This is a genomic window from Methylobacterium sp. Leaf466 (assembly GCF_001425565.1).
GTDB lineage: Bacteria > Pseudomonadota > Alphaproteobacteria > Rhizobiales > Beijerinckiaceae > Methylobacterium.
In genome coordinates, this window is the sequence record NZ_LMRC01000001.1 from 392,445 (window position 1) to 412,316 (window position 19,872).

The 19,872-nt window shown below is 69.1% G+C and carries 17 protein-coding genes; 7 read left to right on the plus strand and 10 right to left on the minus strand.

From position 1 onward, the window contains the following. Positions 1-40: 40 nt before the first annotated feature. A complete protein-coding gene (locus ASG59_RS01675) occupies positions 41-967 on the minus strand; it encodes a histone deacetylase family protein (RefSeq protein ID WP_056284620.1) in 927 nt (308 codons plus the stop codon). A 258-nt stretch (positions 968-1,225) separates the two neighbouring features. On the opposite strand from ASG59_RS01675, the gene ASG59_RS01680 reads away from it, so the two are divergent. Then, positions 1,226-2,464 carry a glycosyltransferase family 4 protein gene (locus tag ASG59_RS01680; RefSeq protein WP_056406587.1) on the plus strand — a complete coding sequence of 413 codons (1,239 nt, stop codon included), beginning with the start codon at positions 1,226-1,228 and terminating at the stop codon, positions 2,462-2,464. Between the two features lie 125 nt (positions 2,465-2,589). Here ASG59_RS01680 and ASG59_RS01685 read toward each other — a convergent pair whose 3' ends face one another. Together ASG59_RS01685 and ASG59_RS01690 are read right to left on the minus strand one after the other, a co-directional pair. Further along, the gene (locus ASG59_RS01685; RefSeq protein WP_055884400.1) at positions 2,590-4,272 is read right to left on the minus strand and encodes an acyl-CoA dehydrogenase family protein; all 1,683 of its coding nucleotides are present in this window, start codon (positions 4,270-4,272) and stop codon (positions 2,590-2,592) included. A gap of 121 nt (positions 4,273-4,393) precedes the next feature. Beyond that, positions 4,394-5,272 (minus strand): DMT family transporter, encoded by an 879-nt coding sequence (locus ASG59_RS01690; RefSeq protein WP_056406719.1) that lies wholly within the window; start codon positions 5,270-5,272, stop codon positions 4,394-4,396. Between the two features lie 155 nt (positions 5,273-5,427). On the opposite strand from ASG59_RS01690, the gene ASG59_RS01695 reads away from it, so the two are divergent. Further along, positions 5,428-6,345, plus strand: coding sequence for a YihY/virulence factor BrkB family protein (locus ASG59_RS01695; RefSeq protein WP_055884402.1), 918 nt, complete (start codon positions 5,428-5,430; stop codon positions 6,343-6,345). 129 nt (positions 6,346-6,474) lie between these two features. Then, entirely contained in the window at positions 6,475-7,278 is an 804-nt protein-coding gene (locus ASG59_RS01700; protein WP_056406589.1) for a transglutaminase family protein, read from the plus strand. Positions 7,279-7,326: 48 nt separating this feature from the next. On the opposite strand, the gene ASG59_RS01705 is transcribed toward ASG59_RS01700, so the two are convergent. Continuing rightward, entirely contained in the window at positions 7,327-9,108 is a 1,782-nt protein-coding gene (locus tag ASG59_RS01705; RefSeq protein ID WP_056284610.1) for a glucan ABC transporter ATP-binding protein/ permease, read from the minus strand. A 280-nt stretch (positions 9,109-9,388) separates the two neighbouring features. On the opposite strand from ASG59_RS01705, the gene ASG59_RS01710 reads away from it, so the two are divergent. Beyond that, a complete protein-coding gene (locus tag ASG59_RS01710; protein ID WP_055884418.1) occupies positions 9,389-10,162 on the plus strand; it encodes a MotA/TolQ/ExbB proton channel family protein in 774 nt (257 codons plus the stop codon). An 18-nt stretch (positions 10,163-10,180) separates the two neighbouring features. Then, the gene (locus ASG59_RS01715; protein WP_056406592.1) at positions 10,181-11,014 is read left to right on the plus strand and encodes a flagellar motor protein MotB; all 834 of its coding nucleotides are present in this window, start codon (positions 10,181-10,183) and stop codon (positions 11,012-11,014) included. A gap of 42 nt (positions 11,015-11,056) precedes the next feature. On the opposite strand, the gene ASG59_RS01720 is transcribed toward ASG59_RS01715, so the two are convergent. Beyond that, positions 11,057-11,485, minus strand: coding sequence for a CAP domain-containing protein (locus ASG59_RS01720; RefSeq protein ID WP_056406722.1), 429 nt, complete (start codon positions 11,483-11,485; stop codon positions 11,057-11,059). Between the two features lie 59 nt (positions 11,486-11,544). Continuing rightward, on the minus strand, positions 11,545-14,178 hold the full coding sequence (locus ASG59_RS01725) for a DUF3772 domain-containing protein (RefSeq protein WP_056406724.1): 2,634 nt from the start codon (positions 14,176-14,178) through the stop codon (positions 11,545-11,547). A 777-nt stretch (positions 14,179-14,955) separates the two neighbouring features. Between ASG59_RS01725 and ASG59_RS01730 the strand changes: the two genes are divergently transcribed. Further along, positions 14,956-15,504, plus strand: coding sequence for an HNH endonuclease (locus ASG59_RS01730; RefSeq protein ID WP_055884423.1), 549 nt, complete (start codon positions 14,956-14,958; stop codon positions 15,502-15,504). A 7-nt stretch (positions 15,505-15,511) separates the two neighbouring features. On the opposite strand, the gene ASG59_RS01735 is transcribed toward ASG59_RS01730, so the two are convergent. From ASG59_RS01735 to ASG59_RS01745, 3 genes are all read right to left on the minus strand, one after another. Then, positions 15,512-15,781, minus strand: a complete 270-nt coding sequence (locus tag ASG59_RS01735) for a hypothetical protein (RefSeq protein ID WP_055884427.1) — start codon at positions 15,779-15,781, stop codon at positions 15,512-15,514. A 28-nt stretch (positions 15,782-15,809) separates the two neighbouring features. Then, positions 15,810-16,640: an outer membrane beta-barrel protein gene (locus ASG59_RS01740; protein WP_056284604.1), complete on the minus strand. Its 831-nt coding sequence runs from the start codon at positions 16,638-16,640 to the stop codon at positions 15,810-15,812. Between the two features lie 212 nt (positions 16,641-16,852). Beyond that, a complete protein-coding gene (locus ASG59_RS01745; RefSeq protein ID WP_055884434.1) occupies positions 16,853-17,761 on the minus strand; it encodes an outer membrane beta-barrel protein in 909 nt (302 codons plus the stop codon). Positions 17,762-18,056: 295 nt separating this feature from the next. Here ASG59_RS01745 and ASG59_RS01750 point away from each other — a divergent pair, with 295 nt between their 5' ends. Next, positions 18,057-18,389, plus strand: a complete 333-nt coding sequence (locus ASG59_RS01750) for an MmcQ/YjbR family DNA-binding protein (RefSeq protein ID WP_056406594.1) — start codon at positions 18,057-18,059, stop codon at positions 18,387-18,389. An 11-nt stretch (positions 18,390-18,400) separates the two neighbouring features. Here ASG59_RS01750 and glmM read toward each other — a convergent pair whose 3' ends face one another. Next, entirely contained in the window at positions 18,401-19,753 is a 1,353-nt protein-coding gene (glmM, locus tag ASG59_RS01755) for a phosphoglucosamine mutase (protein WP_055884762.1), read from the minus strand. Positions 19,754-19,872 lie beyond the last annotated feature (119 nt).

The window sequence follows — 19,872 nt, forward strand, 5'->3', positions numbered from 1 at the left end:
GTCGAGGCGGCGGGTCGCATGACCGGCGCGCGGCGCTCCCTCATCCCTTCATCAGCACCGCCACATGCGCGGCGACGGAATCGCCGAGCCCCTTGAGGTCGTAGCCGCCTTCGAGCACCGAGACGATCCGGCCCTGGCAGGCGGTGTCGGCGATCTCCATCACCCTCTGCGTCGCCCAGGCGAAATCCTCGGCCTCCAGCATCAGGTTCGCCAGGGGATCGCGCCAATGGGCGTCGAACCCCGCCGAGATCACGATCAGGTCGGGCTGGAACGCCTTCAGGCGCGACAGGATGCGGCTCTCGAAGGCCTCCTTGAAGGCGTCCCCGTCCGCGAAGGGCCGCAGCGGCGCGTTCACGATCGTGTCGTGCTCGCCGGTCTCGGAGACCGCGCCGCTGCCCGGATAGAGCGGCATCTGGTGGGTCGAGCCGAACAGCACCGAGGGGTCAGACCAGAAGATGTCCTGGGTGCCGTTGCCGTGGTGCACGTCCCAATCGACGATGGCGACCCGCTCGGCCCCGTGGACCTTCTGGGCATGGCGGGCGGCGATGGCCGCGTTGTTGAAGATGCAGAACCCCATCGCCTTAGTGCGCTCGGCGTGGTGGCCCGGCGGCCGCATGGCGCTGAAGGCGTTCCTGGCGGCCCCGGTCATCACGAGGTCGACGCCGGTCACCGCCGCGCCGACGCCGCGCAGCACGCAGTCGATGGTGCCGGGCGAGAGCACGGTATCCCCGTCGAGGTGGACGAGCCCGTCCGCCGGTGCCGAGCGGACGAGATCCCGCACCCAGGCCTCGGGATGGGCCAGCATCACCGTCTCGAGGGTGGCCGGTTCCGGCGAGCGCCGGTCGAGGCCGGCGTAGTCCGGGCCGGCGAGCGCGTCCTGCACCGCCTGCATGCGCTCGGGCCGTTCGGGGTGGCCGTGCGGCGTGCGATGGGCCAAGGCGGCCGCGTGGTGGAACAGCACCGTCATCCGAACATCCTCTCGATCTCTTGGAATACCATATGCCAGACCGATCGCGGGGCGCCAGACCGGACCGGCGCAACCGCATCGCCCCGGGTTTCTCGCCGCCGACGGGAATTGTCCCGCCGCCGTCGCTTGAGGCATGATTTCACGGCGTGCGGGCGAGCCCGGCGCGAACCGCTTCCTGTCCGGGCCGCCGGCTCGGCCGGAAAGGCCGGAGCCGGCTCATGCTCCGACACGACGCCGGCAACCGGAACCCGCCTGCCCATGCGCGCCCTCTTCGTTCACCAGAACTTTCCCGGCCAGTACCGTCACGTGGCACCCGCCCTGGCGGCCCAGGGCCACGCGGTGGTGGCGCTCGGCATGAACGAGGCGCCGGCGCTGCCCGGCGTGAACGCCTTGCGCTACGGGATCAAGGCGCATCCCACGGAGGGGATCCATCCCCTCGCCCGGAACTTCGAGACCAAGGTCCTGCGCGGCGAGGCCGCGGCCCGCGCCGGGCTGGCGCTCAAGGCGCAGGGATTTTCGCCCGACGTCATCTGCGGTCATCCCGGCTGGGGCGAGACGCTGTTCCTGAAGGATGTCTGGCCCGCGGCCAGGATGCTCGGGTTCGCCGAGTTCCACTACCGGCTCGCGGGTGCCGACGTCGGGTTCGATCCCGAGTTCCCCATGGACGGCGAAGCGTCCCGCTTCGAGGTGACCGTCAAGAACGCGCCCCATCTCCTGGCCTACGACCAGGCAGACTGGCTGGTCTCGCCGACGCGGTGGCAGGCCGGCCAGGTTCCGCCCGCCTACCGCGAAAAGGTCAGCGTGATCCACGACGGGATCGATACCGGCGTTGCGTCGCCGAACCCCTCGGCGACGATCCGGCTCAACACCGAGGGCCCGACGCTCTCGCCGGGCGACGAGGTCGTCACCTTCGTCAGCCGCAACCTCGAGCCCTACCGCGGCTATCACATCTTCATGCGGGCGCTGCCGGAGATCCTGCGGCGGCGCCCCAAGGCCCGCGTCATCATCGTGGGCGGCAACGGCACCAGCTACGGACGGCCGAGAGCCGACGGGCGCAGCCACCGCGACGCCTATCTCGACGAGGTCAAGGACGCCCTCGATCTCTCACGGGTGCATTTCGTCGGGCGCATCCCGCACGCGGTGTTCCTGAACCTGCTCCAGGTCTCGGCGGCGCATGTCTACCTGACCTATCCCTTCGTCCTGTCCTGGTCGCTGATCGAGGCGATGGCGGTCGGCTGCGCCGTCGTCGGCTCGGCGACGCCGCCGGTGGAGGAACTGGTGCGGCACGGGGAGAACGGGTTGCTGGTGGACTTCTTCTCGCCGGGCGCGATCGCGGAGGCGGTGGTGGCGCTGCTGGCCGATCCACAGGGACATCGGGGCCTTCGTGCGGCCGCACGCCGGACCGCGCTGGGCTACGACCTCGCATCGGTCTGCCTGCCCCGGCATCTGCAACTGATCGGGGACGTCGCAGCAGGGCGCCGACCGGCCGCCGTCTGAAGGCGATCCGGCCGGTGTCGCGGGCCCGGAGGTTTCGTGCCCGCCTCCCAGGGCGACTGCCAGGGGAGACGGGATGGTCGGTGAAGGACCGTCGAAGAGCCGTCTACGACGATCCGAAGCCCGCCTCAGGCGGTTTCGAGCAGGCGGCGGGCGATGACCTGGGCCTGGATCTCGGCGGCACCCTCGAAGATCGAGAGGATGCGCGCGTCGCACAGCACCCGGCTGATCTGATACTCGAGGGCGAAGCCGTTGCCGCCGTGGATCTGCAGGGCGTTGTCGGCCGCCGCCCAGGCAACGCGGGCGCCGAGCAGCTTGGCCATCCCGGCCTCGAGATCGCAGCGCTTGCCCTCGTCCTTCTCGCGGGCCGAGAAGTAGGTGAGCTGGCGGGCGATGTTGATCTCCACCGCCATCATCGCGATCTTGTCGGCCACGCGCGGATAGTTGATCAGCGCCTTGCCGAACTGGACCCGGTCCTCGGCATAGCGCAGGCCGAGGTCGAGGGCGTTCTGCGCCACGCCGACGGCACGGGCCGCGGTCTGGATGCGGGCGGATTCGAAGGTCTGCATGAGCTGGGCGAAGCCCTTGCCCTCGACTTCGCCGAGCAGGTTGGCCGCTGGCACCTCGAAGTTGTCGAAGGCGAGCTCGTATTCCTTCATGCCGCGGTAGCCAAGCACGTGGATCTCGCCGCCCGACAGGCCCTGGACCGGGAAGGGCTCCTCGTCGGTGCCGCGCGGCTTCTCGGCGATGAGGAGCGAGAGGCCGCGGTGGCCCTTCTCCTCGGGCTTGGTGCGCACCAGACAGGTCATGATGTCGGCGCGCACGGGGTGGGTGATCCAGGTCTTGTTGCCCGAGATCTTCCAGACGTCGCCGTCCCTGACGGCCTTGGTGCGCAGGGACGCGAGGTCGGAGCCGGTGTTCGGCTCGGTGAACACGGCGGTGGGGAGCGTGTCGCCGGACGCGATGCCCGGGAGGAAGCGGTGCTTCTGCTCCTCGGTGCCGCCGCACAGGATCAGCTCGGCGGCGATCTCCGAGCGGGTGCCGAGCGAGCCGACACCAATGTAGGCGCGGGACAATTCCTCGGAGACCACGCACATGGAGATCTTGGGCAGGCCCATGCCGCCGTACTCCTCGGGAATCGTCAGGCCGAAGACGCCGAGCTCGGCCATCTTGGTGACGATCTCCATCGGGATGTAGGCGTTCTGGCTGTGCCACTCGTGGGCGTGGGGCACGACCTCGGCCAGCCCGAAGCGGCGCATCTCGGAGCGGATCGCTTCCATGTCCTCGTCGAGGCCGGACTTGCCGATGGTGGCCGAACCGCCGTTGTCGCGGATGCGGGCGACGAGGGCGGCCCGGTTCTCGGCCGTATTGCCTTCCGCGATCAGGGACTCGACGGCGCCGGTGCGGAACTTGGCGACCTCACGGGCGGTCAGGCCGAGCGAGCCGGTGGGACGCACCATTTCGCCCTGGCTCATCGGAATGCCGGAGAACATCTGGTCGAGGTATTCGCCGATGCCGATCTTCACGAGCAGGGATTCGGTCTCGCCGAATTCGCCCGTCTCGGTGAGGCGGGCGGCGTAGGCGGCGAGCTCGCGCACGCCCTCGGCATAGACGGCGATCCAGGCGAGGCCGTGGGTGGCGTGCTGCTCGGCTTCCATCATCTCCGCCGAGATCTTGCCCTCGCCGGACAGGACCCGGGTGCGGACGCGGCGGGTCGCCTCGGAGACGAGCCCCTTGGCGGCCTCACCGGCCTCCCGGGCGAGGGTCAGGAAGTCCTGAGGTTCGATCGTGACGGCGGGCGATGCGGACATGGGGATTCTTCCTTCGCAAAAGTCTTATGCTGCCTGTCATTATAGGCACGATCGGCGCCTCTGTAGAGGCGTCTCGCCGCAGTCGATGGAATTCGATGTGGTATACTTCATGATGTCGCGCTCATCCGCGACTGGCGATGGCCACACCGGCCGCGGCCACCGCCATTCCGGCCATCTGCACGACGTTCAGGGCCTCGCCGTAGAGGCCGTAGGCCATGGCGGCGGAGACCGGCGGCACCAGGAAGAACAGGGATGCGACGCCGGCCACAGCCCCGCGCCGGATCAGCACCAGCAGCAGCAGGATGCCCGCCACCGAATTGACGAGCACCGACCATGCGAGCCCGGCCCAGAGCGGCAGCGAGGCGTCGAAGCGCCCGTCCCCGAACAGGAGGGCGACCGGCACCGCCAGCAGGGAGGCGCCGACGAACTGGACCGTGGCGTTGCTCAGGAGATCGACATCGACCGCATGGCTCTTCTGCCAGAGGGTGCCCAGCGTCATCGCCACCATCGCCCCGAGGCAGGCCGCCAGGGGCAGGACCGGGATGCCGGCCTCGCCGGCGACGCCGATCTTGGGGGCCAACACCAGGATCGCCCCGGAAAACCCGAGCCCGATGCCGGACCAACGGCGGGAACTCACCCGTTCCCGCAGGAGCGGCCGCGCCAACATCGCCGTCAGCAGCGGCTGCAGGCTGCCGACGAGAGCGGCGATGCCGGCCGGCAGGCCGTTCTTGATCGACCAGAACACCCCGATCACGTAGAGCCCCTGCATCAGAAGCCCCGCGACCATGGCGTCGCGCCATTCGGCCGGGCCTCTGGGCCAGCGCGCGCCGAGGGTGGCGGCGATACCGGCGAGCACCAGCGACACCGCCACCACCCGCACCGCGACGAAGGTCAGCGGCTCGGCATGGGGAGCCACGAAGCGGGCGGCGATGAAGCCGGTCGCCCAGATCAGGACGAAGAGCCCGGGGATGGCGGCGCGGGCGGCCGAGGCGTTTGACATGATGCCGGCAGGCACCATAGCGGGCGCCCGAACACAACCCGGCCGGGCGCCGCCGGCCCATGCGCCCGCTCGTTTTCCGCGGTGGACGTTGCCCTGTCGCCCGCCCTGGCGTTTAGAGGGGGCCATGACATCCCGTCAGGAGACGTCGCCTGCCCGTGAGCCGCCTGCGCACCAGCCTCAGCATCGCGGCGATCGCCGCCCAGCGCTTCGTGATCCACGACGGCTGGGCGATCGCCAGTCACATCGCGCTGTCGAGCCTGACCTCCCTGTTCCCGTTCCTGATCCTGCTGGCGGCTGTCGCCGGCCTGTTCGGCACGAAATCGCTCGCCGACGAGGCCGGCGTGCTGATCTTCGACGCTTGGCCGAGGGAGGTCGCCAAGCCGATCGTGGGAGAGATGCACCGGGTGCTCACCGAGCAGCGCGGCGGCGTGCTGACGGTGGGCGCGGTGCTGGCGCTCTACTTTTCCTCCTCCGGCGTCGAGAGCCTGAGGGTCGGGCTCAACCGCGCCTATGGCCTGCGCGAATCGCGGCCGTGGTGGCTGACCCGGCTCGAATCGATCGGCTACGTCGTGTGCGGCGCCTTCGCGATGCTCGCCTTCGCGCTGCTGGTGGTGCTCGGGCCGCTGCTGTGGCGAACCCTGATCAAGTTCGTCCCCGGCCTCGAGCCCCTCGGGCTCACCGTCGCCATCGGCCGCATCGGCATCACCGCCACCCTGATCGCCGCGGTGCTCATCATCGCCCACAAGTTCGTCGCCACCGGGCGCCGGCCGGTGCTGGCGGTGCTGCCGGGCGTGGCGGTGACGCTGCTGCTGTGGTTCCTCGCCGGCCTCGGCTTCGGCTTCTACCTCGACCGGTTCTCGACGGCCTACGCCTCCACCTACGGGGGACTGGCCACGGCCATGGTGTTCCTCGTCTTCCTGTACTGGCTGGCCGCAATGTTCCTGTTCGGCGGCGAGATCAATGGCACCGTCATTGCAGCGCGGCGGCGAAGGCTACAGGCACGGATGCAGGCACGACGGAACAGGGCGCTGGATCAGCCGGAGGATCAGGCCCGGGAGGCGCCGCCGCCCTGATGCGCGGCGTCCGGTCACGCGCGATCCACCATCCGACATTCGCCTGTGACCTGCGCGTCCTAGCCTCCTGCCCGGGGTGCGGGCATGAGACGGGCGGGCCGTCGCGGATGGCTGGCAAGGGGTGACGGCATGCGGATCCGGTTCGGCTGCGAGATGGGCTACGAATTCGCCTATCCGACCCCGCTGATCGCGCGGCTGACCTCGCATCCCGATTGCCGCGGCACCCTCGTCGTCCCCGACGACCTGCGGACCGACGCGGACGTACCCTTGCAGGCCTTCCTCGATCCCTTCGGCAACCGCTGCGCCCGCCTCGTGGCCCCGGCCGGCTTCCTGACCCTGACCGTCGAATCCGTGATGGAAGACGACGGCGCCCACGATCCGGTGGTGGCGCAGGCGAACCAGCATGCGGTCGAGGAGCTTCCGCCCGAGACCCTGCCCTTCCTGGTGGCCAGCCGCTACTGCGAGTCCGACCTCCTGTCGGACGAGGCCTGGCGGCTGTTCGGGGATACGCCCGCCGGCTGGGCACGGGTGCAGGCGGTGTGCGACTGGGTCCACGACCACATCGCCTTCGGCTACGACTATTCCCGCGTCGACCGCACAGCCACCGATGCCCTGGCGGTGGGTCGCGGCGTCTGCCGCGACTACGCGCATCTCAGCGTCGCGTTCTGCCGGGCCCTCAACATCCCGACGCGCTACTGCACCGGCTATCTCAGCTTCATCGGCGAGCCCGAGCCGCATCCGCCGGGGGATTTCGCCGCCTGGATCGAGGTATATCTCGGCGGGGCCTGGCACACCTTCGATCCGCGCAACAACGCGGCCCGGCAGGGCCGCATCCTCGTCGCCAGGGGACGCGACGCGGCCGACGTGCCGCTGACCCACACCTTCGGGCCGAACCGGCTGACGCTGTTCCGCGTGTGGGCGGAGGAGGTGTGACCGCGAAAAACCCCTCCCCCGCAGAGGGGAAGGGATCGGGGACGCGGATCAGGCCGCCAGCGGCAGGGCGTCGTCGGCTTCGTGGGCGCCAGCCATGAACTGCGCCCTGGCGAGGTCCGCGAAGCGCCCGTTCTGCGCGACCAGCGCGTCGAAGCTCCCCGATTCGACGATCCGGCCCTCGTGGAAGACGAGGATGCGGTCGGCGTTGCGGATCGTGGCGAGGCGATGGGCGATGACGAAGGTCGTGCGGCCCTCCATCACGGCTTCCAGGGCACCCTGGAGCTTGCGCTCGGTGGTGGCGTCCAGCGCGCTGGTGGCCTCGTCGAGGATCAGCACCGGCGGATTCTTCAAGAGTGCGCGGGCGATCGACAGGCGCTGGCGTTCGCCGCCCGAGAGCGAGCGTCCGCGCTCGCCGATCACCGTGTCGAGGCCGTCGAGCTGGCGGTCCATGAACTCGGTGGCCTGAGCCCGGTCGAGGGCGTCGAGCATCTCGGCGTCGGTGGCGTCGGGGCGGCCGACCTGTAGGTTCTCGCGGATCGAGCGGGCGAACAGCATCGGCTCCTGGAACACCACGCCGATGTTGTGGCGCAGGGACGACAGGCCGATGTCGCGGATGTCGATGCCGTCGATGCGGATGGCGCCGTGGTCGGGATCGAAGGCGCGGTGGAGCAGGCCCAGCGTCGTCGACTTGCCCGAGCCGGTGGTGCCGACCAGGGCCACGGTCTCGCCGGCGCGGGCGGTGAAGGAGACCTCCTCCACGGCCTTGCGGCGGGGGGTGTAGGAGAAGCCGACGTTGTCGAAGGAGACCTCGCCCTCGAAGCGGGCGACCTGGCGGGCGTTGGCCCGGTCGTGGACGGCGGGCGCCGTGTCGAGGATCTCGAAGAACTCGGCGATCTTGGGCATCTGCTGGAACAGGCCGTTGATGCAGCAGGCGACCTGGTCGAGGCGCGACACCAGCATGGTGGCCAGGCTCATGAAGGCAACGACCTCGCCGACGCTGGCCATCCCGTGCTGGTGCAGCACGATGCCGGTGATGAAGATCGCGGTCATCGTCAGCGTGGCGGAGGCGCGGGTGGCGACGTTGGCCAGAGCCCACCACGACAGGACCGGGATCTGCGCGGCGAGCAGGTTGCGGATGATGCCGTGCATCGCATCCTTCTCGGCCTTGGCGCGGGTGAAGGACTGGATGACCGCGACGTTGCCCAGCGCATCGGAGGCGTGTTCGGCCAGGCCCGACTGGTAGGCCTCGACCTTGCCCTGCAGGGTTTCGGTGCGGCGGATGACGAGGGTGGTCAGCACGGTGAAGACCAGGACCAGCACCACGAGGATGCCGCCGAGCTGCCAGTTGACGAACAGGGTGAGCGGCAGCAGCACGCCGAGGGAGACGATGGCGACGAAATGGTCGCGGAAGAAGCCGAGCCACAGCCATGACATGCCGTTCGTGCCCTCCAGCATCGCCTTGAGGACGCGCCCGGAGTGGTTCGAGGAGTGGAAGGCGAGCGGCAGCTCGAGGACGTGCTCGAAGTAGTTGGCCATCGCCGAGAGGCGGTTGCGGTGGGCCAGCCGGTCGGCGTGGAGCGCGATGGCGACACCGGCCGCGATGGTGAACAGGCCGAAGCCGACCCAGGCCGCCACCAGGGGCAGCAGGGTCGCAAAAGCGTCGGAATCCTTGTTCAGATGGGTGAGCTTGTCGATGATCCGGCCCATGAGCAACGGCTCGACGAAGGCGGCCACGGCCAGCGCCACGTTGGCGGCGGCCAGGAAGACGGCGAGCCGCTTGTCGGCGCCCAAAAGGCCCATGACCCGGGCGTAGAGACGAACCAACGACATGATGACGTGTGCTCCGAAGCCGATTTTGGCGGCCCCCGTTCGTGCGGGACCTTGTGCCTGTACGCGGCACCTGCGGATCGGCGGTCCGCTGTCGGCGGAACGGCTTAGCCTCGGTGCTGATCGGCTTATCGCAGCCTCTCCCTGAACGGCGAATGACACGATTCCCAGGCGCGGCGCCACCGATTTTACGGTTCGTTCACCGCGTCCACCTAAGTCTGTGCACGGGGCTTACGCCCGGCGTCCGTTTCCGGCGCGTCTCCGTCGCTCAGGTTTGCCCGCCATGGATCTCGCAACCGCTGTCGGTCTGCTCGGCGGAATCGCGACCGTCTTCGTCCTGATCATGATCGACGGCGGCAATTTCGCCGCCTATTTCGACAAGCACGCGGTGATCGTGATCTTCGGCGGCGCCACCGCCGCGACGATGATGCGCTTCCCGTTCTCGACGATCGCCCACGGCCTGCCGATGGGCCTGCGCTACGCCTTCACCATGCGGGCGATCAAGCCGCGCGACCTCATCGAAGAGATCACCAAGATCGCCGACGTGGTGCGCAAGTCCGGCCCGATGGCCCTCGAGAGCATGGAGATCTCCGACCCGTTCCTCGCCCAGGGCGCCCGCTACATCGCCGACGGCTACGACCGCGAGTTCATCCGCGACACGATGGAGCGCGACCGGGACAACTTTCTCATGCACCTCGACGAGGGCTCGAAGATCTACCGGGCGTTCGGCGACTGCGCCCCGGCCTGGGGCATGATCGGGACCATCCTCGGCATGGTGACGATGTTCGCCAACATGTCCGATCCCTCGAAGCTCGGCCCCGCCATGGCGACCGCGCTGCTCGCCACCCTCTACGGGGCGCTGCTCGCCAACGCGATCACGCTGCCGCTGGCCGACAAGCTCCACATGAAGCTCGAGGAGGAGGACGTCTCGCGCTCCCTCATCATCGACGGGATCCTGCTCATCCGCGACGCCAAGAGCTCCTCGCTCGTGCGCGAGATGCTGATCGCCTACCTGCCGCACAACCACCGCGAAGACCTTTCGGCCGAAGCGGCCTGACGACCACGGGAGGCGGCGGTGGCCAAGAAGAAGCGCGGCGGCGCGCACGGCGGCCACGGCTGGTTCGTGACCTTCGCCGACCTGATGGCGCTGCTCATGAGCTTCTTCGTCATGATCGCCGCCTATTCGACGCAGGACCAGAAGAAGCTGCAGATGGTGGCCGGCTCGATGCGCGACGCCTTCGGCACGACCAAGGAATCGCGCTTCGCCGGCATCATCGAGAAGGACGGGCTGCCGAGCGCGCAGCGCGTCAAGAACCTGCGTGACATCGCCCCCGAGAACGCCACCGACCGCCCGACACCGCCCGGAACCGACGCCATCCAGGAAGAGGGCATCCCGGATGCGGGCTATCGCGACGGAGCGGGCCTGGCCGCCGCCAGCCTGCGCCAGGCGCTGCAGGACATGCCGGAGGTCGCCGAACTGTCGAAGAACATCATCGTCACGCCGACCCAGCGCGGCCTCGACCTGACGCTCGTCGACCAGGACGGCGCCTCGATGTTCCCGGACGGGTCGAGCCGGCCCAACGACCGCACCCGCCGCCTCCTCGAAAAGCTGGCGCCGACCCTGCGGCGGATGGCCAACCGTATCGCGATCACCGGCTTCACCGCCACGGATCGCCCCGGCGCCCGCACGTCGGTTCCGCCCTGGGAACTCTCGGCCAACCGCGCCATCACCGTGCGCGAGATCCTCGCCAATGCCGGCGTGCCCGACGATCGCTTCGCCTCCGTCAGCGGCAAGGCCGACACCGAGCCGCTGTTTCCCGACAACCCCTACCTCTCCGCCAACCGGAGGGTGACGGTGACCCTGCTCAGCGAATCGGCTCCGACGCCGTGGACCAAGGGGATCCCTTGAGGCCGCCGCCGCCGACGCCCATCGCGAGACGGGCCGGTCGTCCTATTCGGCGACCAGCAGCGCCCAGTAGACCTTGTACTTCGAGTTCGGCGCATAGGCGGTGGCGATGCCCATCCGCCGCGCCCTGGGCGCGCGCATGACGGCGTCGTGCCCCGTGCTCTCGCGCCAGCCCGAGAAGGCTTCGGCCAGGGTATGGTAGCCGGCCGAGAGGTTGGCCTCGGCGCCGACGTAGCCCAGGCGCCCCACCGCGTTCTTCACCGTCTCGGCCCGGCTCGGCTTGTCCGCCACCGCCATGGCGGCGGCCTCGGCCTGGGCCAGGCGCTGGAGGTCCGGGTCGAGGGCCAGCGGCGCGAGGCCGGTCCTGGCGCGATAGGCCGAGATCATGTCGCGGGCGGTGGCGGCATCGATCTGCGCCGCGGGCGTCGCCAGCGCCAGGTACAGGGTCGGCGCCGGTTCGGACCGGTCGGCCATGCAGCCCGACAGGAACGGGGCACCCGCGAGGATGGCGGCGGTGAAGCGCCGCGCGCGCGTCACGACGAGGCCCGCGCGGGCCGCCGCCGCGAGGCCGGTGCTGCGTCGTCCCCGTCCTCGGGGGTCGTCGCTCCGGGCGCGCCCGTCGCGGCGGGTGCCGCCGAACTCGTCGCGAAGGCGGTGGCGATCTGGCCGAGGGCGTTCTGCACGGGTTCCAATCCCTGGACGGTGACGACGCTCGATCCCGGTCCGAGGTCCGGGATCATCTGCGCTGCGGACAACGCCTTGAACACGGAAAAGTTGAGGTCGCTCTGCACGCGCGTGCCAAAATCGACGTCGGTGATCCAGGCGAGCAGCTCGAAGTCGAGGAACGGGTCTCCGATCTTGCGGAAGACGACACGCGGGGCCGGCGACTTGAGCACGTCGGCATGGGCGGTGGCGCAGGCGGTGATCATTTCGGCCGCCCGGACCGGGTCCTGGTTGCGCATCACGCTGACCAAGATGCTGACGCGCCCGGTCCGGTCGCCGCGGACCCGGTTCTTGACGATGCCGGAGATCAGGTTGGAATTCGGCACGATCACCGCCGAGCGGTCGAAGGTCTGGATCTCGGTGGAGCGCACCGAGATGCGCTTCACGATGCCCTCGCTGTCGCCGATGACGACCTGGTCGCCGACCCGGATCGGCCGCTCCCACAGGAGGAGCAGGCCCGAGACGAAGTTGTTGACGATGGACTGGAGACCGAAGCCGATGCCGACCGACAGGGCGCCGGCCACGATGGTGAGCTTCTCCAGGCTGAGGCCGAGGTACGAAAAGGCCAGGGCGAGGGCGAGCAGGAAGCCGCAATAGCCGGTGACCGTGGCGATCGAGTTGCGCAGGCCCGCGTCGAGGTCGGTGGCGGGCAGGTAGGTCTTTTCCAGCCAGCGCGTGATCGCCTTGGTGACCACCACGCCGAGCACCAGGATGCCGATGGCGAGCGCGATGGTGGAGAGCGAGATCGTGACGTCGCCGACCTTGAAGCCGAAGAAGGCCGTGCGCACCGAGGTGAGCACGTCCGTCGAATCGAGTCCCCACGGCGCCAATGCCAGCAGGATCGCGACCAGTACCAGCGCGACCCTGGCGAAGCCCGTGGCCAGCACGGCGATCTGGTTGATCGAGCGCTTGCGCAGGCCGGTGTTGGCCTGGAGGGCCGTGGCGACCCGCGTCTGCTCGGTGAGCGAGCCGCCGATGAAGGTGTCGGCGCTGGCCGTCAGCAGATAGAGCAGCGCGAACAGGCTCGCCGTCCACACGATCTGGTCGATGAGGAAGGACGAGAAGGCGACGTAGCCCACCGTCGTCGCCGCGCCGACGCCCGCCACCACCGCCCAGCCGAGCAGCCGGGCCGGCCCCCCGATGGTGGTGGCGTTGTCCGGCGGCACGTAGGGGCCGAGGCAGGCCTCCTCCTCGTCCTGCGTGTCGGCGAAGCGATGCAGGCCGATGGCGAGGATCAGCACGGTCGCCAGCGCCCCGATACCCCGGGTGGCGATGGAGACCGGCAGCGCGGCCGAGATGCCGGAATTCAAGGCCTCGATCGTCTTCACCACCGAGATCACGACGGCGATGCTCACCGCCAGGAGCGTGAGGCGCGAGGCGGCCGCGTCGCTCACCGGCGCCAGGCGCCAAGACGGCTTGTCCGGCGAGAGCAACGCGTCGCACAGGGATTGCACGAAGGCGACGAAGGCCAGCCCGATCAGAATGGCGCCGGCCATCGGCATCAGGCGCGGCGGCATCAGGTCGGTGGCGTCCAGGGCGTAGTAGACCGCATAGCTTCCCGCCAGCGCCGGCACGGTGCCAACAAGGAACACCCGCCAGGCCGCCATCAGCCGCTGGCGCCGGGGCGGATCGACCACCGCCTTGCCCCGGCGTCCGAAGCGCGGCGCGATGTTGCGGCGCCCGAAGTACAGGGCGCCCGAGATGCCGAAGGCGACGCCCAGCAGCAGCAGGTTACCGAGCGTGCCGTTGCGGGTGAAAAGGTCCGGCAGGTCGGTGACCGCGCTCTGCAGGGCCCGCAGGTCGCGGGGAATGTCGGCGGTCACCCGCATCCACAGGTCGGGACTGACGAGGGGCGAGGACCGTTCGAACAGGCCACGCGTGAAGGCGGCCCGGCGCCGGTTCGAGACCTGGTCGAGGATCTGCTCGCTCTGCACCAGCAGCGATTTCGCCAGGCGCTGCGTCTCGTCGATCTCGGCGACGGCGTGCTCGCGCTCGGAGCGTTCCTTGGCGACGTCGTCGCCCTCCTCGCCATCCTTGGGTTTGGGGCCGAGCTGGTTCAGGCGTTCGCGGGCCGCATCGAGGCGCGGCTGCGTCAGGTCGATGATGCGCCGGATCCCGTCGGCCACCGTATCGAGGCCGTCGCGGGCGCGCAGGAGGTCGCCGGCGGCCGCGGTCCGGCTGGAGACGATCTTCTCGCGGGCGTCGAGATCCTGCTTGGCCTTGTCGAGCCGGTCGCGGATCCCCTGGATCATCTCGGAGACGACGGGCTTTTCCTCGACCTCCTCCTCCTCGACCGCCTTGTCGGCGGGCTTTCCGGCCGTCGTGCCGGCGCCAGTCGGCTTGGTCTCTGTCGGCTTGGCTTCGCTCGGCTTGCCCGCCGTCGCGGGCCTGGCCTTCTCGGCCGGAGCCGCCGATTCTTGGGCCCGGAGCGCCCCGGGCGTCATGCCGAACAGCAGGACGGCGGAGATCGCGACCACCGCGTCGCGCCAGGACCGGCGCAAGCACGACGACCTCTCACCGGATCGATCCCGGACGATGGCGTGGATGCGCGATATGGCCTGACCCATCTCGTTCCTTTCGGGGCGCCGGCTCCCGGCGCCGACTCTCGTCGGATTCGTTCGTCACCGATCCGGGACCCGGCGGAACGCAGACCCCGTGCCGCGAGGGCAGCACCGTGACACGCGCCGTCTCTCGCCAAGCAATGGGGCGAAACGGTGCTCCCGGCGATGCGGTGGAGACAGGGCGGGATCGCCGGGGGCGCGGCTAGGCCCGGCATTACGGAGCCTAGCCTTCCGAAGCCCATCATTCCGAGGCCCGGCATTCCCGGGCCCGGCATTCCTGGGAGAGCCGCAGCGGACGAACTGTGTGTGTGACGTCGCAGTCGACACGGGCAACCTTCACAAGCCTGTCACGCTGATATTAGACTACCGCGCAATGGACCGTGCCTTTTCGTATCTGTGCGAGGAGGTGGCGCCGATCGTCCGTGCCGATGATCCCCGCCACGCGCCGGGCGTTTTCGCCCGATGCGACCGCTTTTGGCCGGTGCCATCCGTTCCGTCCCCTCCCCCGTCCCGGCCATGGCGCCGCCCTCCCCGCTTGCCGGGTGGGTCATGGGACTCGCGCCCGAGCGAGCGGGTCACGCTCTGCGATGGCGATGGGACGGCGCCTTCGACGCGTTCGACGCGTTGTCCCATCAGCGAACCGTACAGAGAGTAGCGCCGATGCTCGACCTCCAGACGCTCGTGCTGAACGCGGATTACCGGCCGCTCTCCTACAATCCGCTCTCGCTGTGGTCCTGGAAGGACGCCTTCACCGCGCTGTTCCTCGACCGCGTCACCCTGGTGGCGACCTACGATACCGAGGCGCGCTCGCCGAGCCGGTCGCTGCGGGTGCCGAGCGTGGTGGCGCTGAAGAACTACGTCACGCTGGCGCGCAGCCCGGCCTTCACCCGCTACAACATCTACCTGCGCGATACGTTCTCGTGCCAGTACTGCGGCCTGCGCCTGCCCTCGGGCGGCCTGACCTTCGACCATGTGGTGCCGCGCTCACGCGGCGGCCTGTCGAGCTGGGAGAACGTGGTCGCCGCATGTTCCCCGTGCAACCTGCGAAAGTCGAACCGCACGCCCGCGGAAGCCGAGATGCCGCTCCTGAACGAGCCGCGCCGGCCGACCCGGTACGAACTGCACCACCGCCAGCCGGAGTTCGACCACCGCGACTACCACCACACCTGGCTCGACTACCTGTACTGGGACAGCGAGCTCGAGAGCTGAGCCGGTCTCAGGGAAACCGGCGCGGCGGCACGTTGTAGATCGGCACGTTGAGCGAGTGGGTGAGGCCGCCCGGTGCGATCGGGCGGACGTGCCGCTCGTGATACACGTGCCGCGTCACGTAGCGCCGCCGCACCGTAATGAGACGGCGGTGATGGACGACCCGTTGCACACGCGGCCGGTCGTAGCCCGGCTCGCGGCCCGGCTCGAAACCGTCGGCCTGGGCCAGCGACACTAGGCCGAGCGCCAGGGCGGTGCCGAGGATGAAGGTGCGGATCATGGAGACGTCTCGCTGAACGGTCGGTGGATCAGAACTTCACGCCGAGCGCGCCGCGGACGGTGTTGAGGTGGACCTTCTGGTCCCCGAAGTCGGCGAACTGGATGTACTGGTATTCCGCACGCAGGAAGACGTTGGAGGTGATGGCGTAGTCGATGCCTCCGCCCGCCGCGAAGCCGAGGGCATATTTCTCCTTCGCGCCGCCGCCGCCCGACTGGTCGAGCGCGCCCACGAGCGTGGTCCGGGTGTTGTCGGTGTACTCCCGCAGGCTCACCTGGACCTGGTTGCGGACTTCGGCCCGGCCGAAGGCAATACCCGCCGTGGCGAAGGGCATGAACGGACCGAAGGCGAAGCCGCCGCGGGCCCGGATCGTGCCGTAGTCGATCATCTTCGCGCTCGAACGAGTGGCGATCGCGAAACTGTCGTAGAGGCCGTTGCTCAGCGTCACGTTGCGGCCGAGGCTGTCGGACGAGGCGACGGACTGGTTCAGGCTGGTGTAATCGACCTCGATGCCGACGACGGTATCGTCGAACTGCATGTTGTAGCCCGCGAATCCACCGAAGGAGCCGCCGCGTCCGTTCTTCGACCGCAGGCGGTTGCTTCCGGACACGCCGTACTCCGCCTCGACCCGCAATCCCCTCACGATCTGGGCGATCTCGGACCGGCCGGCGTTGCCGAAGCCCACACTGGTTCCGGTGTAGCCGCCGTGCCCGCCGACATAGACGCCGGTCCAATCGACGGTCTGCACCGGAGTGTCGTATTCCGCGCCGCGCAGGACGCCGTAGTCGAGATCGGCCGCCTGGGCTGCCGGAGTTCCGAAAGCGGCCAGTCCCGCGACAAGGAAACCAATCAGGGTACGCATGGGGATCGTCCTCAAGGCGTGGCCTCTAGGGAGGCGTGCTGAGCCTGTTGTCCCGTTCTACTTGGGTAACCTTAATAACCGGTTGCCGGGATCGCATTTCTCGGGCGGCGATCGGGATCGCTCCGACAGCAAAAAGGGCGGCGCGGACCCGATGTCCGCGTCGCCCTCGTCTCGAGTTCCCAGTCGCCGTTCGCGGCGGAACGGGTCTGCGATCAGTACTTTCGCACCAGCGGGCCGGGCTCGTAGCTCGGGGCCAGCGGCGGCAGGGCGGCGACACCGACGCCGCCGAGCAGCCAGCGCATGCCGAGCTTCACGTCGTGGGAGGTGATCTCCTTGGCCTGGTAGCTGACGTATCCGCAGCCCGGATCGTTGAAGCAGGCGACGTTGCCGGACTTCACGGTCCCGAGGTTCATGTAACGATAAGCCAGTTCGAGGCTGACGTTGGGCGTCACGGCATAGGCGAGGCCGGCCTGCGCCGCCCAGGCGAAGCTGGACGACTTCTTGTCCGGGGCGTATCCGAAGCCGCCGGTGGCGCCGCCAGCGCCGACATCGTGGAAGCCCGACATCTTGTGGAAGGCGTAGCCTGCGCCGCCGCCGACGAACGGCGTCACGCCGTACCAGGTGCCGAGATCGATGTAGCCGTTGGCCATGACGACCACCGACGAGATGTTGCCGTTGTAGAAGTTGATCGACTTGTAGGGCCGGCCCTGGCCGTCGAAGATCTGGCGGCCGTTGCCGTCGAAGGCATTGAAGCTGTCGCTGAAGCTGATCCGGCTGCCGCCACGGTACTCACCCGTGATGTCGCCGCGCAGGAACGCGTTGAACTGGTAGCCGACACCGCCGCCGGCGAAGTACTGCTCGGAGACCGCCTTCTGGTCGATGCCGTAGGCTGGCGGCAGCGCGCCGCCGCCCGGGATGATGGTCTTGATCTTGGAGACTTCGACCGCACCGACACCGACGTCGCCGCGCAGGTACCAGCCGCCGCCGATCTCGATCGGCGGGGGCAGCGGCTCGGGGGGCAGCGGGGGCAGGAGGTCGGCGGCCTGGGCGAGGCATGGCGCTCCCACGCTCACAAGGAGCGTGATCGAGCGCGCCAAAGCGGAGAGCTTGGAGCGGCGCATGGGGTGTCCTTTACTCGATCGCGTGCCGGAAGCTCGGGCGCCGGCTTGGATGACGAGTTGGAGGATGTCCCCAAGAGGTTAAATCAGGCTTAACGTTAAAAGTTATCCCTAGTGCCGCGTTACTGAATTTAACCCTCTGTTCATGTCGGCACGAAGATCAGGGCTGCCATCAACACCCTGGCCGAAACACCTCGCGGGACATTTCTACCGGACGTAGAATCCCGGCGATGGAATCCCTCTCGCCCGTGCGGACGGCAGCTCCCGTCCGCCGACACCTCAAGGAAAGAGTCAGATCATGCTCGCCACGGACGTGACCCGGCTGGCATCGAGGCTGCCCGAGGTGGTCGAGGGCGCCCACAACGGCAACCCCGACTTCCGCCTCGCCGGGCGCATCTTCGCGACCCTGTGGCTGGAGGAGGAGCGTCTGGTGGTCCGGCTCACGCCAGCGGACATCGCCACCCTCGACGAGGAGGCACCCGGCCTGCTCACGCCCATCGAGGGAGCCTGGGGTCGCCGGGGCTGGACCAACCTCGATCTGTGGGACGCGGACGAGGCGTTCGTCGGCCGGGTCCTGCTGGCGGCCTGGCGCCGCCTCGCGCCCACTCTCCTGGACGACGAATCGCCCTGAGGCGCCGGCCCTCAGGCGGCGGCTTTGGCCGCCACCCGGGCGACCGCATCGACGACGTCGTCCACCACCGCGGAGACGAGGCCACGGTCGTCGCCCTCCGCCATCACCCGGATCACCGGCTCGGTGCCCGAGGGCCTGATGACCAGGCGTCCGGCATTGCCCAGGCGCGAGCGCGCGTGCTCGATCGCGGTCACCACGGTGTCCTGCTTCAAAGGCTCGCCGGCGCCGTAGCGGACGTTGCGCAGGATCTGCGGCAACGGATCGAAGCAGTGGCAGACCTCGCTCACCGGCCGTTCCAGGCGCTTGACGACGCTGAGCACCTGCAGGGCCGCCACGAGGCCGTCGCCGGTGGTGGCGTAGTCGGACATGATGATGTGGCCGGACTGCTCGCCGCCGAGGTTGTAGCCGTGCTCACGCATATGCTCGAGGACGTAGCGGTCGCCCACCGCCGTGCGCGCCAGGGTGAGGTCGATGCCGGCCAGATAGCGTTCGAGGCCGAGGTTCGACATGATCGTGGCGACGATGCCGGGCTTGGTCAGACGGTCGTCTTCCTTCCACGAGCGGGCGATCACCGCCATAAGCTGGTCGCCGTCGACCGTCTGGCCCTTCTCGTCGACGATCAGCACGCGGTCGGCGTCGCCGTCGAGCGCGATGCCGATGTCGGCGCGCAATTCGCGGACCTTGGCGGCCAGCGCCGCCGGCGCCGTCGAGCCGACCCCACGGTTGATGTTGAAGCCGTCCGGCTCGACGCCGATGGCGATGACCTCGGCACCGAGCTCCCACAGGGTCTCGGGCGCGACCCGGTAGCCGGCGCCGTTGGCGCAATCGACCACCACGCGCAGGCCGTCGAGGGTGACCTGGCGCGGCAGGGTGCGCTTGGCGAACTCGATGTAGCGGGCGTGCACGCTCTCGATCCGCTTGGCCCGGCCGATGTCGAGGGAGCCGGCCAGCCGCTTGTGCAGGGCGCCGTCGATCAAGGCCTCGATCTCGCGTTCGACCTCGTCGGAGAGCTTGAACCCGTCCGGGCCGAACAGCTTGATGCCGTTGTCCTCATAGGCGTTGTGCGAGGCCGAGATCATCACGCCGATGTCGGCGCGCATCGAGCGGGTCAGCATGGCCACGGCCGGCGTCGGCATCGGACCGAGCTGGAGCACGTCCATCCCCACGGAGGTGAAGCCGGCCATGAGCGCGGTCTCGATCATGTAGCCCGACAGACGGGTGTCCTTACCGATGACGACGCGATGGCGGTGGTCGCCGCGCTGGAACACCAGGCCGGCGGCCTGCCCCACCTTGAGCGCCAGTTCCGGCGTGATCACGCCGTTGGCCAGTCCCCGGATGCCGTCGGTTCCGAAATATTTGCGCACGTCGCCCATCCCCGGTTGCCCGGTCCTCGTACTTCATCCGTCTGGACGGCTGGTATCCAAGCATGGCGAATCGATGGTGAATCGACCCACCGACGGCCTTCACCGCGATACGAAAAAGG

What these genes read in the sequence shown, in the direction of transcription:
- ASG59_RS01685 (WP_055884400.1), bottom strand. Translation starts at nt 4,272, where the DNA reads ATGTCCGCATCGCCCGCCGTCACGATCGAACCTCAGGACTTCCTGACC.
- ASG59_RS01725 (WP_056406724.1), bottom strand. Translation starts at nt 14,178, where the DNA reads ATGACGCCCGGGGCGCTCCGGGCCCAAGAATCGGCGGCTCCGGCCGAG.
- ASG59_RS01710 (WP_055884418.1), top strand. Translation starts at nt 9,389, where the DNA reads ATGGATCTCGCAACCGCTGTCGGTCTGCTCGGCGGAATCGCGACCGTC.
- ASG59_RS01735 (WP_055884427.1), bottom strand. Translation starts at nt 15,781, where the DNA reads ATGATCCGCACCTTCATCCTCGGCACCGCCCTGGCGCTCGGCCTAGTG.
- ASG59_RS01745 (WP_055884434.1), bottom strand. Translation starts at nt 17,761, where the DNA reads ATGCGCCGCTCCAAGCTCTCCGCTTTGGCGCGCTCGATCACGCTCCTT.
- ASG59_RS01700 (WP_056406589.1), top strand. Translation starts at nt 6,475, where the DNA reads ATGCGGATCCGGTTCGGCTGCGAGATGGGCTACGAATTCGCCTATCCG.
- ASG59_RS01740 (WP_056284604.1), bottom strand. Translation starts at nt 16,640, where the DNA reads ATGCGTACCCTGATTGGTTTCCTTGTCGCGGGACTGGCCGCTTTCGGA.
- ASG59_RS01750 (WP_056406594.1), top strand. Translation starts at nt 18,057, where the DNA reads ATGCTCGCCACGGACGTGACCCGGCTGGCATCGAGGCTGCCCGAGGTG.
- ASG59_RS01690 (WP_056406719.1), bottom strand. Translation starts at nt 5,272, where the DNA reads ATGTCAAACGCCTCGGCCGCCCGCGCCGCCATCCCCGGGCTCTTCGTC.
- ASG59_RS01705 (WP_056284610.1), bottom strand. Translation starts at nt 9,108, where the DNA reads ATGTCGTTGGTTCGTCTCTACGCCCGGGTCATGGGCCTTTTGGGCGCC.
- ASG59_RS01680 (WP_056406587.1), top strand. Translation starts at nt 1,226, where the DNA reads ATGCGCGCCCTCTTCGTTCACCAGAACTTTCCCGGCCAGTACCGTCAC.
- ASG59_RS01730 (WP_055884423.1), top strand. Translation starts at nt 14,956, where the DNA reads ATGCTCGACCTCCAGACGCTCGTGCTGAACGCGGATTACCGGCCGCTC.
- ASG59_RS01675 (WP_056284620.1), bottom strand. Translation starts at nt 967, where the DNA reads ATGACGGTGCTGTTCCACCACGCGGCCGCCTTGGCCCATCGCACGCCG.
- ASG59_RS01720 (WP_056406722.1), bottom strand. Translation starts at nt 11,485, where the DNA reads ATGGCCGACCGGTCCGAACCGGCGCCGACCCTGTACCTGGCGCTGGCG.